Source organism: Microvirga tunisiensis (assembly GCF_009296175.1).
GTDB lineage: Bacteria > Pseudomonadota > Alphaproteobacteria > Rhizobiales > Beijerinckiaceae > Microvirga > Microvirga tunisiensis.
Genome location: NZ_VOSK01000003.1, coordinates 86,297 through 103,440, shown reverse-complemented (window position 1 = coordinate 103,440; position 17,144 = coordinate 86,297). Strand labels below are relative to the sequence as shown.

Annotated in this window: 17 protein-coding genes; 1 reads left to right on the top strand and 16 read right to left on the bottom strand. The window is 58.5% G+C overall.

The window, feature by feature from the left end:
* Positions 1–64: 64 nt before the first annotated feature.
* The 10 genes from dinB to FS320_RS02440 all read right to left on the bottom strand — a co-directional run bounded on the left by dinB (position 65) and on the right by FS320_RS02440 (position 12,291).
* Positions 65–1,210, bottom strand: coding sequence for a DNA polymerase IV (gene dinB / locus FS320_RS02485; protein WP_152709028.1), 1,146 nt, complete (start codon positions 1,208–1,210; stop codon positions 65–67).
* 28 nt (positions 1,211–1,238) lie between these two features.
* Complete coding sequence (locus FS320_RS02480) at positions 1,239–2,369, bottom strand: competence protein CoiA family protein (protein WP_152709027.1); 1,131 nt, start codon at positions 2,367–2,369, stop codon at positions 1,239–1,241.
* Positions 2,370–2,455: 86 nt separating this feature from the next.
* Positions 2,456–2,770 carry a hypothetical protein gene (locus tag FS320_RS02475; RefSeq protein WP_152709026.1) on the bottom strand — a complete coding sequence of 105 codons (315 nt, stop codon included), beginning with the start codon at positions 2,768–2,770 and terminating at the stop codon, positions 2,456–2,458.
* A 255-nt stretch (positions 2,771–3,025) separates the two neighbouring features.
* Positions 3,026–3,328, bottom strand: coding sequence for a hypothetical protein (locus tag FS320_RS02470; protein ID WP_152709025.1), 303 nt, complete (start codon positions 3,326–3,328; stop codon positions 3,026–3,028).
* 53 nt (positions 3,329–3,381) lie between these two features.
* Entirely contained in the window at positions 3,382–4,716 is a 1,335-nt protein-coding gene (locus FS320_RS02465) for a hypothetical protein (protein WP_152709024.1), read from the bottom strand.
* A gap of 161 nt (positions 4,717–4,877) precedes the next feature.
* Positions 4,878–8,519 carry a vitamin B12-dependent ribonucleotide reductase gene (locus tag FS320_RS02460; RefSeq protein WP_152709023.1) on the bottom strand — a complete coding sequence of 1,214 codons (3,642 nt, stop codon included), beginning with the start codon at positions 8,517–8,519 and terminating at the stop codon, positions 4,878–4,880.
* Between the two features lie 139 nt (positions 8,520–8,658).
* Complete coding sequence (gene recD2, locus FS320_RS02455; RefSeq protein WP_152709022.1) at positions 8,659–10,833, bottom strand: SF1B family DNA helicase RecD2; 2,175 nt, start codon at positions 10,831–10,833, stop codon at positions 8,659–8,661.
* Positions 10,834–10,847: 14 nt separating this feature from the next.
* Entirely contained in the window at positions 10,848–11,159 is a 312-nt protein-coding gene (locus FS320_RS02450) for a hypothetical protein (RefSeq protein ID WP_152709021.1), read from the bottom strand.
* 6 nt (positions 11,160–11,165) lie between these two features.
* The gene (locus FS320_RS02445) at positions 11,166–11,828 is read right to left on the bottom strand and encodes a DUF5983 family protein (RefSeq protein WP_476738982.1); all 663 of its coding nucleotides are present in this window, start codon (positions 11,826–11,828) and stop codon (positions 11,166–11,168) included.
* A gap of 133 nt (positions 11,829–11,961) precedes the next feature.
* Positions 11,962–12,291: a hypothetical protein gene (locus FS320_RS02440; RefSeq protein WP_152709019.1), complete on the bottom strand. Its 330-nt coding sequence runs from the start codon at positions 12,289–12,291 to the stop codon at positions 11,962–11,964.
* An 812-nt stretch (positions 12,292–13,103) separates the two neighbouring features.
* On the opposite strand from FS320_RS02440, the gene FS320_RS02435 reads away from it, so the two are divergent.
* A complete protein-coding gene (locus tag FS320_RS02435; protein ID WP_152709018.1) occupies positions 13,104–13,526 on the top strand; it encodes a hypothetical protein in 423 nt (140 codons plus the stop codon).
* A gap of 11 nt (positions 13,527–13,537) precedes the next feature.
* Here the strand turns inward: FS320_RS02435 and FS320_RS02430 are convergent, their stop codons facing one another.
* From FS320_RS02430 to FS320_RS02405, 6 genes are all read right to left on the bottom strand, one after another.
* Positions 13,538–13,786 (bottom strand): helix-turn-helix domain-containing protein, encoded by a 249-nt coding sequence (locus tag FS320_RS02430; RefSeq protein WP_152709017.1) that lies wholly within the window; start codon positions 13,784–13,786, stop codon positions 13,538–13,540.
* 115 nt (positions 13,787–13,901) lie between these two features.
* Positions 13,902–14,267: a hypothetical protein gene (locus tag FS320_RS02425; RefSeq protein WP_152709016.1), complete on the bottom strand. Its 366-nt coding sequence runs from the start codon at positions 14,265–14,267 to the stop codon at positions 13,902–13,904.
* A gap of 50 nt (positions 14,268–14,317) precedes the next feature.
* On the bottom strand, positions 14,318–14,701 hold the full coding sequence (locus tag FS320_RS02420) for a DUF1643 domain-containing protein (RefSeq protein WP_244626928.1): 384 nt from the start codon (positions 14,699–14,701) through the stop codon (positions 14,318–14,320).
* Between the two features lie 199 nt (positions 14,702–14,900).
* Entirely contained in the window at positions 14,901–15,320 is a 420-nt protein-coding gene (locus tag FS320_RS02415; protein WP_162002814.1) for a DUF2726 domain-containing protein, read from the bottom strand.
* 439 nt (positions 15,321–15,759) lie between these two features.
* Positions 15,760–16,212, bottom strand: coding sequence for a hypothetical protein (locus FS320_RS02410; RefSeq protein ID WP_152709014.1), 453 nt, complete (start codon positions 16,210–16,212; stop codon positions 15,760–15,762).
* A 350-nt stretch (positions 16,213–16,562) separates the two neighbouring features.
* The gene (locus FS320_RS02405) at positions 16,563–17,075 is read right to left on the bottom strand and encodes a hypothetical protein (RefSeq protein WP_152709013.1); all 513 of its coding nucleotides are present in this window, start codon (positions 17,073–17,075) and stop codon (positions 16,563–16,565) included.
* Positions 17,076–17,144 lie beyond the last annotated feature (69 nt).

Here is a 17,144-nt window from a genome sequence, read left to right as displayed (position 1 = left end):
TCACGGAATCGTATGGTGCCCGATCGGATAGAATTGAGTGCTGAATCGAAAACTGAGCGGCGATTTAAAATTCCAGCGAAAGTTGCGGAGTTCCGGGATCATCATCATCCGTGTTCAGGGTGGAAAGGGAAATGCCGAGGAGGCGAACCGTTTTGTCCATCGGAAACAGCATGGAGAGGAGACTGACGGCAGCATGGTCGAGATCGGGTTCACTCTCGATATTTCCCGCGAGCGTGCGGCTGCGGGTGATCTGCTGGAAATCTGAAAACTTCACTTTGAGCGTCACCGTGCGCCCACGTACACCTGTCTTGACGCAGTAGGCCCAGACCTTGCTGATAATCGGCTGAAGGGCTGCTTTCATCTCCTCGAAACCGGCCAAGTCCCTATCAAAGGTGTTCTCAGCTCCGATGGATTTTCTGATGCGATCGGGCTGAACCGGACGATTATCAACGGCTCGAACGATCCAGTAATAATGTGTGCCCGCTTTGCCAAACCGGTCCTGTAGGAACTCGAGGGATTGAGCCTTTAAGTCACGGCCTGTGAGGATCCCGAGCTCGGTCATCTTCCTTGCAGTGGCCGGACCAATGCCATGAAACTTCCCGATGGGTAGAGCTTCGAGGAAGGCTGGAGCTGTTTCGGGAGTGATTACGAACTGACCATTCGGCTTGTTCTGATCAGACGCCATTTTGGCGAGGAACTTCCCAAAACTGATCCCGGCCGAAGCTGTGAGATGGGTCTCCTCCCAGATCCTGGCTCTAATCTCCTTTGCAACTTGGGTGCCGTAAGGAATCCCCTTCAGGTTGTCAGTCACATCCAGGTAGGCCTCATCTAATGAGAGAGGTTCAACCAGTGGAGTGTACTCGAAGAAGATCTCTCTGATTTGCTGCGACACCGCCCGGTACACGTCAAACCGCGGCTTCACGAAGACGAGCTCAGGGCATTTGCGGCGTGCCGTGATTGAGGGCATGGCGGAATGGACGCCAAAGCGTCGAGCCTCGTAGCTTGCTGCTGCAACGACACCCCGTTCACGGGAGCCCCCAACCGCGACAGGCTTGCCGCGCAGATCGGCATTATCCCGCTGCTCCACGGATGCGTAGAAAGCATCGAGATCCACATGGACGATACGGCGCTGCCGCTCGGCCGGGCGTGGTTGCTCGGCAGGGGCTCCGGTCGTGCCGGCGCTGGATTGATGTTGGTCGGTATCCAACATGATCTTGCTCGTGCCTTAGACCCTTCGATTAGAGCGTCCGGGGACTTCTGGAGTGAGTTCGGAGAGCCGTACGGGTACTCATCTCCTGATCGGAGATAGGCCCAATCTCGCCAAAGGGAGCCCAGTTCGCCCAGTGCGTCTGGGAACCCCAGTGCCACTGTGCATGTGGGGTGATCCCAAGATGAATTCCATGGTTCGGTATCGCGATGCCGATCGGAACGACGGTGAGTGTCGGAGAGGCCCATTCCTGAGCTTGGTAGCGAATATCTCGCCGGCAATAAGGGCAACGCGACATCAGACCTTTCCGGAAGGGCTGAGGGTGATCGGCAAGGTCGGGAAGAGCAGCCTGGGCCTTGGTATAGGCTTCGCGATAGCCGGCGAAATCACAGGCCGCGGAGAGATCAATCGGCGTTCCGCGAGTGGTCTGGATCCTGATGGTCAAACGGACCTTTCGCCGGCAGGTCCTGTGCCAGCATTGATCTTCCCTGAGGACAAGCTGAAGGACTCCATGGCGACCGTCCCCGACCCAATGGAGCTGCCTGGAGAGAGCTCCGGAGACGAACTCGGCGATAGGTAACGATTGTCCGTCAAGGAGGACGTGAGCGCCTGGGCGGCCGCGCTCGTCTTTCCAGATGTGGGTCTTGAAGGCAGGGAGTCCTTGATCAGGCTCAAGCCAGTACCGGTTCAGAAGGCTGTGCTCATGGCCGACAAGCCAGAGGGTGCGGATGCCGGAGGCGGCGTAGCGGGCCTGTCGCCGACGATATGTTTCCTCGGCCTGCAGTTGGACCTGCGCCTCGAAGGCGACGCTCCAATCCATCCCGGGTCGTCGGCAAAGGACATCGGCCCGCCAATCTTCCCCCTCCGGTGTGATGCCCGATTGTTCCGGGAGTGCCTCCCAGCCGGCGACCCGGGTGCCGAGCAGACATTGTGCCTTGAGGTAAAGGTGGATGTCCGTTTCCTTTGCGCCCTCACCTGCGTGCCCCGGCGGATGAGCAAAGAAGCGGGTTCCGAGTATGGACTCCTTGGGGATCGCCCTCCCCTTACCGTAAGGCATCCAGGCGTCACGGGCAGCAGACGACTTCAGCCGTTCCCATTCGTCATCTGACAAAAATGGGGCAACAAGGGGCTGTCCCGACTGGGTGTAAGCGAGAAGCGGCATCCACCCGCTTATAGCATTTCGGCGACGATGTTTGGATAGCCAGGGCAGTCGTGATTGCTCCGAGCTGCGGCTAGATTCCGAATCCTTTAGCGCCGCGGTCCGGCTTCCCGCATTTCCGGCTTTGAAGAGGACGGGCCCAAAGAACTCTCGTTCTTGAGGAAATAGGTGTTGATCAGAGCGACAACCCTGTGGCCCAGGGCTTTATCTTCCTCGTGGTTCCCCGTCTCGATGATCTCGATCCGCGTCTCGAAGTCCGGGTCACAAATCAGGACCGCCGGGTCAGGATTGCCCTCGCCCGGGCCGTCGACGAACCAGCCCTCATCCGGGTTTGGATCCGTCGGGCTCAATCCCGCATTCATGTTATCAAGGATGTACCTGGCGAGACGATCGTTGATCCGCATACCATCATCATCATCAAAGATAATCCGAGGTTCCCCCTGAGGGTCTCTAAGGAGGTGCCGCCGGTTATTACCGGGTCGGGCGATGAAGAGGGTCCATTCTGACGACTGGCTCATTGGCAAATCTTCTGGTGAACGATGGTAGGACTAGGGCAGAGCGCAGGTTCTGCGTCAAGTATGGCAGCTATACGTCACCTGTACTGTTTAGATTAGGGTTATCGTGTCGGTGCCGTACTGCCTAAACGACGGTATCGAACGTTACGCCTCCCGTTCAAGGGTGAGCACCTTATAGGTCGCGAATGTGATGGCACCCGACACAGCGATGGCAACTACGCCAGCGATTCCAGCGAAGAATGCAGGCCCGTCGTCCCCTTCTACGCCTTCAAACAGCGCGACATAGATCAGAGCAAGAGCAGGCGCAGCCAGGATTAATCCGAAGATCCATCGGAAACCCCAACGCCAGACCCGGTAAACAAGCTTTTCTCCACCTATTTGCTTGGCGAGAACGAGGATGAGTGCCGGCCCGGCCAGAAATCCGATGAGGATGGCTATTGCTCGCATTTAGTCCTGCCCGATCTACCTGTCGGAAGTAGGAGGGTTAAAGGTGACAGCGGTCAGTTCAGGAGTTTGGCGATGTTCTGTCTGCACTTGTCGACCGAAACAGCCGTTCCGAAAGCGCTACCGATGCGGTCAGACCCGAAATCCTCGGCGCCGAGCGTATAGGCTACGGTTCCGATGACGATATCCAACACAGAGGACTCAACTGTGCCATTTGCACTGGTCATGAGGCATCCGATTAGCTGGCTCGGATCGCTGAATCCCTTGACCTCGTCAATCGATTGAATGACGTGTACTTCGGATCCGTCATCCTGCTTTTGCTCCGCTAGTTTAGCCGTCGCGGCGACATCGTCGTCTCCGATGGTACCGAACTCGAGCTGTTGTGATTTGAAGAACAGCCCTTTCGAGCGGAGACGGACCTGAACGCCCTCTTTCGCGGCGCTGCAAACGAGCGTGGGGAAATCGACATTGACGAGCTTGTCATTGCTCCCGACTACGGCAAATCGCTGCCCCTTGAATACGCCGTCAGGATCGGACACGGGGGCCGCTGCCACGCATCTGCGAGTAGGGATGTCCCTCTGTTTGAAGCTGCAATGGTCCGCGAGTTCCTTGCGAACGCTCATCGTCAGATTGTCCAAAGGACGCTTCTTGCATTCAACGAACCCTGACATGCAGGCTTTGACCTGAAATGGCTCGCACAACGCTGACGGGGCACCCAGGCCATCGTCAGAAAGAGGAGCATGATCGTACTCCTGGCTAATCCTCTGCTTAACCTGTTTAACAAAGGGAGCCATGATAGGCCCCACGACGTTATCGTGCATCTGGCTGTAACGCATGCGAACAGGATGATTGCTGATAAAGGAGAAGGGCTGTATCGGACCAGCGAACTCAGTAATGTCCTCTTCCTTCATGACGAATCCGGCCAAGTCCAGGGTTTCGATATCTTTCTTGGCTCTCAGTTCTGCGGCAACCTTCTCTGCTCTTGCCTTTGCTTTCTCAATTTCTGGCAGGAGTGCACGCTCTCTATACTTTTGCGAGTCTGCCTGACATTCACGATTAGAGGCATAGCCCTTCGTATTCCAAGCTAGATCTCGATCACATAGCATGCCGCCAGACAGGACGGGCCTCGCGTCAATCGAAGCAACTCCCAGGCGCCTTAAGATCGGCTCGATGTCTTCTCGAACGGCTACGGTCGGCTGATTGTTAGTTGGCGTCGAGGCCGTCGGGGCAACATTTGTGGCGGCTCCCCTGGGAGCTTGGGATTTGACCCCGCTGGCTGACACGCCGGCCGATCCTGGAGTAGCGCCCCCCGGAGAGGTTGGCGTTGTTTGGCTCCAAGTTGCGGTAGGGAGGATGAGCAATGCCACTGCAACATTGATTAACGACTTCATTGGGATTGTTCCTAAAAAAACCTACTGGCTTGAGCTTCCAGATTTAAAAAGTGACAAACCTTAATAGTGGCCTTCACTGAACGAAAATTGAGGGTTTGTTAGCACCTTCACAAAGTAGGCCGCCCGTTTGGGCGGCCTACTTTGACTAGTCAGAGGATCAGCTAGCTGCATCCGCCGGCGCTTGTCCCGCAGTTGGTGCAAGTCAAACATTTGCCGGTTCTGACGAGAGAGAAGTTGAAGCAGCTACTGCACGCTTCGCCGGCGAATCCCTTGCTTATCGCAATAGATGCCTCCGAACGAACTTCCTGAGCTAGCCGCACGTCTGCCGGCTGGAAGTCGAGAGCTTCGACAGGATCGAGCGCAAGAGCTGCGTTTCCGTTGAAGGCCGCAACAGGAGCGGAGGCAACCAGGCGGGTTTCCTGGCCGCGGACAAAGCCGCGGGAGATTGGGGAGACCACCTTGAATGCGTCTGGAGCCTGTCCGTCCCCTCGGCCCTTGCCGATCTGATCGAAGCCGATCTCGTTCGGATCCACGTGAGCAAGGTCGTAGCGGCCGAGATAGGAGATGGCGAGCTCGCGGAACACGTAGTCGAGGATCGACGTGGCGTTCTTGATCGACGGATTGTCCTGGACGAAGCCTGCGGGCTCGAAGCGCGTGAAGGTAAACGCGTCGACATATTCCTCCAGCGGCACGCCGTATTGCAGGCCGAGCGAGATCGCGATAGCGAAGTTGTTCATCATGGCCCGGAAGGCGGCGCCTTCCTTGTGCATGTCGATGAAGATCTCGCCGAGGCGCCCGTCCTCGTACTCGCCCGTGCGCAGGTACACCTTGTGGCCGCCGACGACGGCCTTCTGGGTGTAGCCCTTGCGGCGCCCGGGCATCCGCTCACGGTCACGGATGGCGACTACGCGCTCGATTACCTTTTCGATGATCTTCTCCGACACGTGCGCGGCCTTCGCGGCGGCCGGCATGGCGGCCAACGCTTCCACGGCGTCCTCCGAATCCTCCTCCTCGTCGGCGATGAGGGCGGAGTTCAGCGGCTGCGAGAGCTTGGAGCCGTCGCGGTAGAGGGCGTTCGCCTTGAGCGCCAGCTTCCAGGACAGCATGTAGGCGTTCTTGCAATCCTCGACGGTGGCGTCGTTGGGCATGTTGATGGTCTTGGAGATCGCGCCCGAGATGAAGGGCTGCGATGCCGCCATCATGCGGATGTGGCTCTCGACCGAGAGATAGCGCTTGCCGATCTTGCCGCACGGGTTGGCGCAATCGAACACCGCGTAATGCTCGGTCTTCAGGAAGGGGGCTCCCTCGAGAGTCATCGCTCCGCAGATGTGGATGTTCGCGGCCTCGATGTCGGCCTTCGAGAAGCCGAGGAAAGAGAGCAGGTCGAAGGACGGATCGTTGAGCCTGTCCGCCGGCACCTTGAGCGTGCCGGTGAGGAAGTCCTCGCCGAGCGTCCAGCGGTTGAAGACGAACTTGATGTCGAAGGCCGATTTCAGGCCCTTCTCCACCGCGTCGATCTTCTCGTCCGTGAAGCCCTTGGAGCGCAGGCTGCCGGGGTTGATGGCGGGCGCCTGCTTCATGGAGCCGTGGCCGACCGCATAGGCCTCGATCTCGGCGATCTCATGCTCGCGGTAGCCGAGCGCGCGCAGCGCATCGGGCACCGCCCGGTTGATGATCTTGAAGTAGCCGCCGCCGGCGAGCTTCTTGAACTTCACGAGGGCGAAGTCGGGCTCGATGCCGGTGGTGTCGCAATCCATCACGAGGCCGATCGTGCCGGTGGGGGCGATCACGGTGGACTGCGCGTTGCGGTAGCCGTGTTTCTTCCCGAGCTTATAAGCCTGATCCCAGGCCTTGACGGCATGGTCAATGAGCGCCTTGTCCGGGCAGGTGACGTGGTCGAGAGGGACCGGAGGCACTGAGAGACCGTCGTAACCGTCGAGAGCGCCAATGGCGGCACGACGGTGATTGTGGATCACGCGCAGCATGTGCTTGGCGTTGGCCTTGTAGTTCGGGAACGGTCCGAGTTCTTTCGCCATCTCGGCCGAGGTGGCATAGGACACGCCGGTCATGATCGCGGTGAGCGCACCGCCGAGGGCACGGGCCGCATCAGAATCGTAAGGCAGGCCCATGGTCATGAGCAGGCCGCCGATGTTCGCGAAGCCGAGGCCGAGCGTGCGGTACTCGTAGGAAAGCTGCGCGATCTCCTTCGACGGGAACTGCGCCATCATCACGGAGATCTCGAGCACCACCGTCCAGAGGCGGCAGGCATGCTCGAACGAGCCGGCGTCGAACTTGTGGTTCTTCCGGTCGAAGAACTGCAGAAGGTTGGCCGAGGCGAGATTGCACGCCGTGTCATCCAGGAACATATATTCTGAGCACGGATTGGATCCGCGGATCGGACCGCCCTCTGGGCAGGTATGCCAGTCGTTCATGGTGGTGTTGAAGTGCAGGCCCGGATCGGCGGACGCCCAGGCGGCGTGGCCGATCTGCTCCCAAAGGTCGCGCGCCTTCAGGGTCTTCACGACCTTGCCGTCCTTGCGGGCGGTGAGGTGCCAGTCGGCGTCGGTTTCGACTGCCCGAAGGAACTTATCCGTCACAGACACAGAGTTGTTGGAGTTCTGGCCCGCAACGGTGAGGTAGGCTTCCGAGTCCCAATCCGTGTCGTAGATCGGAAAGTCGATCTCAGTGTAGCCCTGGCGCGCGAACTGGATGACGCGCTTGATGTAGTTGTCGGGGATCATCGCCCGTCGTGCGAACTTGATCTCCCGCTTTAGGACCGGGTTCTTCTCCGGATCGAAGCAGGCGTCACCCTCGGCCTCACAATTAATGCACGCCTTGAGGATAGCCTTAAGATGCTTGGCATTGGTCTTGGAGCCGGTGACGAGGGCCGCGACCTTCTGCTCCTCCTTCACCTTCCAGTCGATGTATTCCTCGATATCGGGGTGATCGACGTCGACCACGACCATCTTGGCCGCGCGCCGGGTGGTGCCGCCTGACTTGATCGCGCCGGCGGCCCGGTCGCCGATCTTGAGGAAGCTCATCAGGCCGGACGAGCGGCTGCCGCCGGAGAGTTTCTCTCCAGACCCACGAAGCTTGGAGAAGTTGGTGCCGGTGCCGGAGCCGTACTTGAACAGGCGCGCCTCGCGGACCCACAGGTCCATGATCCCGCCCTGGTTCACCAGGTCGTCCTCGACGCCCTGGATGAAGCAGGCATGCGGCTGCGGGTGCTCGTAGGCCGACTTCGACTTGGTCAGCTTGCCGGTCTTGTAATCCACGTAGAAGTGGCCCTGGCCGGGACCGTCGATGCCGTAGGCCCAGTGCAGGCCCGTGTTGAACCATTGCGGGGAATTGGGCGCCACCATCTGGTTGGCGAGCATGAAGCGCAGCTCGTCATAGAACGCCCGGGCGTCCTCTTCAGAGGAGAAATAGCCGCCCTTCCAGCCCCAATAGGTCCAGCAGCCGGCAAGGCGGTCGAAGACCTGCTTGGAGGAAATCTCGGAGCCGAAGCGCTGGTCCTCGGGCAGCTGGCTAAGCGCTGCCTCGTCGGGCACGGAGCGCCACAGCCAGCTCGGGACGTCGTTTTCCTCGACCTTCTTCAGGCGAGCGGGAACGCCCGCTTTGCGGAAGTACTTCTGCGCCAGCACGTCGGAGGCCACCTGGCTCCAGGTCTCCGGCACCACGATGTTCTCGAGCTTGAAGACCACCGAGCCATCCGGGTTGCGGATCTCGCTGTTGGTGAGGCGGAAGGTAATGGCCTCATAGGGCGACTTACCTGGGCTGGTGTAACGACGTTCGATCTTCATAAAACTCTCTCCGTGCGATCGGCGCTAGGCCGATCTCGGCGTTCGCGGGCATCCTTTTGTGGTTTATCGAGGAGCCACTAAGTGGTTCAGGGGCCACCAGCTGCGGAAGATTCCACGATAGAAACCCCATTAGGTGGGTTTATGTATTTTCCAGGATTTCCTGCAGCCGTGTCCAGCGGCGATTCTGTTTATCGTTACGAACCGCCATCGAGATGGCTTTCTTCTGCCCAACCACGATGACCAGCTGCTTGCCTCGGGTCACGCCCGTATAGAGGAGATTCCGGGCGAGCATCATGTAATGCTGTGTCGCCATCGGGATCACGACTACCGGGTATTCCGAGCCTTGGCTCTTATGAATCGTGGTGGCGTAGGCCGCTGTGAGGACGTCGAGCTCGTCGAAGGGGTATTCGACAACATTGTCGAACTTCACAAAGAGTTTTTTCTCCTCGTGGTCGATCCTATCTACGATCCCGAGGTCGCCGTTGAAGACATCCCGGTCGTAGTCGTTGACGGTCTGCATGATCCTGTCGCCGACCGTGAACTTCCAGCCGAACCGCTCGATCGAGTTTTCGTTCGGAGGGTTAATGACTTTCTGAATCTCGATATTCAGGTTTCGGGCGCCCAGGTCCCCGCGTTGCATGGGGCAGAGCAGCTGGATTTCCCGCTTGGGATCGAACCAGAACCGGCCTGGAATCCGCTGGGAGACGAGATTGACGATGACCGTGACCCCCTCCTCCGGGTTCTCGACCGGCCAGATATAGAAATCGCTCGCCTCGCCGTGGGCCGGCGGAACGGGCATCTCGCCCTGGTTGATGCGGTGGGCGTTGGTGATAATCCGGCTGCTGGCAGCCTGGCGGAATACTTCGGTGAGACGGGCGACGGGAATGCGCTTGCTTCCAATCAGGTCGCCGAGGACAGCGCCCGGGCCTACGGACGGTAATTGATCGATATCCCCGACCAGCAGGAGGGCAGCCTTCTTCGGCAGAGCCCGTACGAGGGCCAGCATCAAGTTGACGTCGAGCATACTGGTCTCGTCGACTACCAGAAGATCGCACTCGAGAGGGTTGGTCTCGTCGCGTTTAAAGCCGCTCCCTTGCACTTCGAGAAGGCGGTGCACGGTCTTCGCTTCCAGACCGGTCTGCTCGGTAATCCGCTTGGCGGCCCGGCCCGTAGGCGCCGCAAGGGCGATCGTGATGTTCCTTTGGGCAAGAATCTTCAGGGTCGTGTCCAGAAGCGTGGTCTTGCCGACGCCAGGGCCGCCTGTGACGATCGTGACCTTAGACCGGAGAACGAGACGGAGGGCTTCCTTTTGGGAATTAGAGAGGTCCTTGCCAGTCTTCGTTTGGGCCCAGCCGATCGCTTTATCGGGATCAATGGCCTTCCAAGGGGGAGAGCCATCAAGGAGAGCGAGGAGCTTCTCGGCAATCCCATCCTCTGCCTGGTGGAGCCGTCTGGTGAAAACGCACCCGCGTCCCTGAATTTGATCTTGGACTATGTCGCCATCGTTGATCTCTGCGGTCAAAGCCACTTTGAGGAGGTCGCGGGGCGCTTCGAGCAGTTCGACCGCCTTGTCGAGCAGCATGTCGACCGGCAGACCGCAGTGGCCGTCCGACGTGGCCTCCGAGAGAGCAAACGTGACGCCCGCCCTCAGGCGGCGGGGATCGTCCTTCGTGAAGCCGAGACGCTGAGCAATCTGGTCCGCCGAACGGAAACCGATGCCGCGGATGTCTTTGGCGAGGCGGTAAGGGTTCTCGGACATGATCTTGACCGCCTTTTGCCCGTACGTCTTGTAGATCCTGGCAGCCCTGGCGGTGCCAACACCATGGGCATGGAGAAAGACCATGATATCCCTGATGGCCTTTTGCTCGGCCCAGCCAGACATGATCTGTTCTGCCCGCTTCTTGCCAATGCCTTTGACGGTAAGGAGAAATTCGGGATTCGTGTCGATGATGTCGAGAGCATCGGGGCCGAGGGTCTTTACGATCCGCTTGGCCATCTCCGGGCCGATGCCTTTGATCAGGCCAGATCCGAGATACTTTTCGATGCCGGCGGCGCCCGTCGGCGGGGTGGAAACCATCGAGGAGGCTTTGAACTGAAGCCCGTAGGAGCGGTCGTTGTGCCAATTGCCGACGGCTGTGATTTGTTCACCCTCGATTAGGGAGGGCGCAAATCCGACCAGCGTTGTCAGATCCCTTTGTCCGCGCGCTCGGACCCTTAAGACAGCAAAGCCGCTGTCCTCTTTATGAAAGACAATCCGCTCAATGGTACCGGCGAGGGTCTCGCCGAGTTGAGCGGGAACTGAGGAGGATTGCATCCTGACTACATGTTTCAGTTCAGACTGGGGCCATAGGCGATACTAAGCTTGTGCTCTGGCTCTCTCTCGATAGAGCCGGCGTATAGAAGAGCGTCCCGGACGCTCAGGGCCGTGGCGCGGCTGATGACGCCCTTGCCAAATCGGACATCAATTCCGTTCGGGGCGATAGCGAAGAGGCGGTCCGGATCGGGCGGAACCGTGTCTAGGTCGTCGGACAGTAGCTCATCCAGGACGTCCATAATGATCTGAGCCTCCTGGTCACTGTGAGTGAGCGTGCGTTCGGTGATCTTCTTGACGCCTTGGATATGGGTGAAGATGAGCCTCATCCGCCGTCATCCCCTTCTGCGTGTCTTGGGCTTGGGGACGTCTTGGACGGAATCGTTGTCCTGTTCGTGGACCTGGCCGAGAAGGTGATTGATGGTCTCCACCATTCCGAGCACGACAGGGTTCTTAGAGACTTGCCCCGCAAGGTTGAGGATCTCCTTGGGGGTGACGGAGGATTGTCCGAGCGGCGCGCTCATGAACGCGTCGATTTGGGCGAGGCTGTGCTTCGCGAGGGGCCGGATCGGCTGATTGGCGCCGATATAGTCTACGAGCCGCCGGGTGATCTCGGACGCCTGGAGGCGAAGATCGCTTTCTTGGGCTCTGAAGCTGACGAGCTCCTCTGTCAGAGCTCTGATGGTCCGAGCCGTATCCGCGATTGGCGTCTGCGTATCGGGGTCATCGTGGACTTTGAGACCAGGAAAGGTCTCTTCCCGGCTGTCGAATTCAAGGTGCGTGGCATCGATCGGGTTCTTGTAGGCCGAGGCGACGCAGTCGGCGAGGTCGGCAGGAAGAACAGCGTGCCATTGCGGATCGCCTCTCTGCTCGGGCAGGCTGAGGATCCAGCCAAAGGGAGTGCAGGCAACAACGTGGCCTGTCCTCGCCATGTTCGCGTCGTTTGCCCAGACCCCAAGAATCGTCTTTGTCAGCGGGCTCAGGTGCCGCGTTGACATAATAGCGAAGCGGCGAACCGAGATCCTGTACTGCATGATCTGCCTGTTTGAAGAGGTGAAACAAACAAGACATCCGTCCAACGAGAACAGGTCGGCTGCCTAATGGTATTTTAGCATTGCCTTGGGAATGTAGTCAGCACCCTTGGGCCGATTTGATCCCCTTTTTGGGGTTGATCGAAATAAGGTGGAAGACTGGGGCTTTCCCAGCCTCGGGCCTAGCGGTCTCATAGACTCCGACGACATCGAGAGTGGCGCCGGTAATGAGGTTGTCCCTAAGGCGCTGGTAATTCGGGCCGATCGCAGCGCAGGGGAAGCGCCGTCCATTGGGAGCCGTACCCCAGAAGTCGCAGCGGGGCCGCTTCTTCTGATCTAGAGTAACCTTCATGCCTGAAATCGTCATCGTCACTGGATAGATCTTCGAGTAGGCACGCTTGCGAGCGACCTGACGAGACATCTCTTTCATGGGGTTTGCTCCATCACATGTCCACGTGGTGGAACATCTGACGGGAGGGACGGCGAAGCCGCAGAAAGCTTCGCTAAAATTTAACGACAGCAATGTCTTGCAGAGATTGCGGCTAGGCTTATAGGTTCCCTCAAAACAAAGGGTTGGGGGCAATGCCGCACTGGGTTTTGAGAAGTCTCTGCGTTCTAATGTGCTTGTTTTCGGTTGAAGCGGTGGCTCAATCCGTGCCGCAGAATGCATCACCTAGTCGGTTCGGCGGCGGATGGCAGTGCAATCGAGGGTTCTACCGCTCCAGCGATCGCTGTTTGCCTGTCCAGGTGCCCGTGAACGCGGAGCTTAATGCTCTGGGGAATGGGTGGCAGTGCAGGAGGGGTTATTTCCGTTCCGGAGACAACTGCTCGCCAGTTCAAGTGCCACAGAATGCGGAGCTCAACGCACTCGGAAACGGGTGGCAGTGCCGACGGGGATATTTTCGCTCGGGTGAAAGCTGCTCCCTGGTGCAGGTTCCAGTCAATGCGGAACTGAACGCCCTTGGAAACGGATGGCAGTGCAAGAGAGGATTTTATCGCTCTGACAGCAACTGCCAGCAGGTACAGGTCCCACAGAACGCGGAGCTGAATGCTCTGGGCAATGGCTGGCAATGCCGGAGAGGATTCTATCGGTCGGATGATGGGTGTCGTCTAGTCGTTGTGCCGCAGAACGCGGACCTGAACTCCCTTGGAAATGGCTGGCAGTGCAAACCCGAATACACCCGAGAGGGCGATGCCTGCAGGGTGATGACCACCGAAGAACTCAGGTCATACAGAGAGCGGATGGCACGCCTTGTTGAATTGGCAAGGCAGCGGGCGGCCAAGGGCGACTGCGAGACTGAGAGTCAGTCGGGGGCGGAGGTCTGTGTTTCAGTCAAGCATGCAAGCTTAAACTGTGACGAGGCATTCGATGGAGAGAGCTATCGTTCCTGCTCTCTGTCGATCTCTTATGAAGTGAGCACTGACTACCGGGGGCAATCGTCACTCGATGTAGATGTCGAGTGTGAGGCATCGATCGACACTAAGAAGCGCCAGGGATTTTCTGGCTATGAAGTGGCCCAGGACGATGAATCTCACACACTCTATGCTAATGACAGCGAGAGTGAGACGATGCAGTTGTCGTACTTCTTCTCAGGCTTCGACGAAGTTTATAAAGCCTCGGTCTCAACGGCTTCGTGCGAAATCGACGACGTGTCGCTTAACTGAGGCCTAAGGCCTCAGTACATTCGTTTGGCAGTCCTCAAGGGCTCATAGAAGCGGGTAATCGGCACCTTCAGTGCGGCGGAGATCTCATAGAGCGTTCCGGCTGAGATCCTGTTTGTGCCCCTTTCGTATTTCTGAACCTGCTGGAACGTGACGCCGATTAGGTCGCCAAGAGCTTCCTGAGACAGTCCTGCCGCAAGGCGGGCCGCCCGGATCTGTTCGCCAATGAGCAGATCGTATTCGCCAGCTCTGCGTCTGTTCATGAATATCCCAATAGATGAGAGATCAGTCTGAACTAGAGCAAGGAGCTAGGATTCTGTTCCGGTTTCTCAAGGCGACCCCAGATCATGGGTGATCGGACTTGCTTGCAACCCCTATTCAGGCAGTCTTCTTCGCCTTCTTTGATGCCTTTTTGGGCGCGCCTTTGGCCTGCTTCTTGGTGTTCTCGGCATCAGCCTTGGGCTCGATCACGAGTCGATCCGCCCATTTGAGCATAATCGGCATGTTCTGCGCGTTGCCCTGAGCTAATCGGACTTGGTCCGGGCCTCGTGCCGGGAATACCTTGATGCCCTGCTGTTCGAGGTCACTCTTGCTCAATTCCTTGATCAGAGCATCGTGGTTCTGGGCAGTGGCATAGATGAGGCAGAAGCCAAAGCCCCTCGCCTTCTCCTCCTCGATCTTCTCCGAGATCCATAGAGGTGCAGGATGGCTTCGGGACTGGGTGCTTCCTTCAAGAGCGAGCATAGTCGGTGTTCTCACATACTAGGGTTGGCGCCGGCGCCGACGCTGGTCCGTTAAGGGTTTTGGGATGAGGTCTGGGCACCTTGCAGATAAGCAGGTGCATAGGGGATCAGGTCGGCGTCATATCCAACATAGAGGGAGTGGCGGGGGGATCCGTCCTGTGTCGTGCCGAGGACCCATAGACTATGGCCGTCGGCATGGAGAGCCTTGACGATGTCCCGCCCATAATGGGCAAGTTTCTTGTGAAGGGTGCCGTAGGCCAGGATGATGAGTTCGGCTTTCGCGGCGATCTTAAGGATGCTGCTGATGTTCTCCGAGCTGCAAGGCTGGACCCCTGGCTCAAGGAGCATCTTCGGCTTGGTGGCCCTGAAGTCCATAACATTGCACTTGATGTAACTATCAAGTCCGAGGGCCATCGTGCGTTTGACCTCGCGCAAGCAGGTAGGATCGTCTACCTCCGGGCGATGGAAGGGTTCATGCCGATCCATAGGGCGAACCGTGGATCCTTCTTATCCGTCCACTCCCGCGCAAGGACCGTCCGATAGCGTCCGCACGGGCTGAACCTAGCAGAGCCTCTGATGCCATCTTGGATCTTAATGCGAACCTTGCCGCCGGGATCGTGGAGATGTTCTGAACTCATAGCTGGGCAACCGTTTCTCGGATCTGGCCGATGGAAGGCCTATTGCGGGATTCAAAGCGGATCACACGGTAGCCGCAGGAATTGAGGATGGCATCCCGCTTGCGATCTCTGGTTGGATCATGGGTGCTGTCGTCCAATTCCACGACAGCGATCGGCTTCTGATCCTTGAGGATAACCCAGTCAACCCTTGCGTTGCCGATAGCATTGAAGGTGCGCCAGTAACGCTTGTTCCTGGTCTTCAGATCAGGCTCCAGCAAGGCGAGCATGCTGACTTGGGGCGCAATCTCATAGCCAGGGAGAGCAGAGAGCAGCCGGCGGTGAAACTCCCGCTCGTTATCCGTCAGCAATGGTCGAGGCCGGTATCGGTCTTTACGAAGGAGAGCAACCAGACCGAAGAGGGCGAGCAGGACGGCCATCCCGACAACCAACCCGGTTGCGAGGACATCAAGAGGAAATCCGAAGATAAGCCGTTGAGAGAGCATCGCGCTGCTTAAGATTGCTTTTTGCGCTTATGAGTGAGCCAGTCGTCGCAGACCAGCCTGGACATGTAGGCAGGGCATTCGCTCGTCGCCGGGCGGCTGGCGAGAGGACCTGATGGAGCACCGGTGGCAGCATCGAAGATTGTGACCGGTGCGGACGGCGCTGGTGCAGCATCAACGAGAATCGTCGTTTTAGGCCGGTGGTTCACCGTATGCCACGACGAGAGATTCTGATCGAAGTGCGTTCCAGCAGGGTGACCATCGAGTTCGGCTAGAACGGGCACGGTGAAACCGGATGTTTGGGTGCTATTGCAGGCAGCGAGCAACGCCGTAGCGCAGAGAACGGTGGCAAGTGAACGAAAATGCATTGCTGTGCTCAATCCTTGTAAACCGGACCGGGACCGGCCTTCCTTGATCGTGAGGGGCGCTTGACTGAGGCGGCGCGGGTCTCCGGCAGAGGTTCGATGACTTCCGTGCCCTCATAGATTGTGGTGACGAAGCGCCGGGGATAGCGATAGCCGGCCTCGAACCCGGAGTTATAGCCGAACGTGTAGTCCGAGCCTGCGGGAGCCGAAGGGGACGGATCGAGCACGGACCCGAGACCTGAGATAGGGTTCTGCCCGTAGTCAGGACGGTGCCGATAGGCGCGACGCTCGTTGGGAGCATATCCGGAGACGGAGGTTGCACTGCTGCAGCGATTCCGAGCCTGATTGGAATCGTAGAAGCAATGATGTGGGCTCACGGTGGTGATGGCAGTGGTGCCATCCGACACGCATGCGCCGAGGCTCAGGGTCAGGCCTGCGACAAGAAAGAAGCGACGCTTGATCAAGGGAGATTCCAAATTCCTGGTCGGACGTGATGTTGCCAAGAATACCACGCCTGATCGGGTTCGAGCGATTTGGTGAAAGGGCCTGAAAACCAGGGAAACCGGATCAGAGGGCCCATAGGTCGAAAGAAAGAGAACGGCGGTCCCGAGTTTAGGGGGCAATAAAGCAGGACCGCCGTGTCAGTGAGATTCTCTCTCCTCGACAGACGCCAGAATACAGCAAAGCTTGGCTGCGTGGGAAACCCAGCAGGCCAAATTCAGAAGTAGTTAATGGGATTAAGCTGGATTGTTCCACGCGGCGGTTTCTCATGGAAAACCGCCCGGAACGTGGAGTTCCGAGCGGTGCCGCTGTGTTAGTCGAACATGTCGGCGGATGCAGGCAGCGGGACCGCGAGGGCGATGGACCGCGGTTCGGGCTCGACGTCCGATGCGATTGCGTCAGGCTCCTCCTGGGGAATCTCTGGGGCGACTGGTGCTTGGTCAGCCGTTTCCTCGACCTGACATTCCACCGGGGCGGTAGCGGGGTCCGTTTGAATAGGCGCCTTCGCTTTCGGTTCGGCCAGCTTCACGATGCGGAACGACCGGGTCGGGAGGATGCCGTTCGCGGGATCGGCCTGGCGCTGCTCGTGAGCGCCGAGTACCCGGATCTCCTGACCTTCGACCAAATGGTCTTTCACGCGCTCGTAAGCAGAACCAAGCGCCTGAGTGAAGATTGTGACGGGCTTGCCCGACTTCCGGTCCGTGAAGGCTCCGCGAAAATTGGCGTAGGGCCGGCCCTTACGGTCCATTTTGACTGAAAGATCCTGTACCACGAGCACGCGGTTGTAGAGCTTCTGAGAGGATTGAGCGACGCCAGCGGTTTCCATGGAATTTTCCTTTGTGGGGGTTTGAATCTTGCCCCTTTTCACCTGGGTCCCTTGGCTGACTTTGTCTCG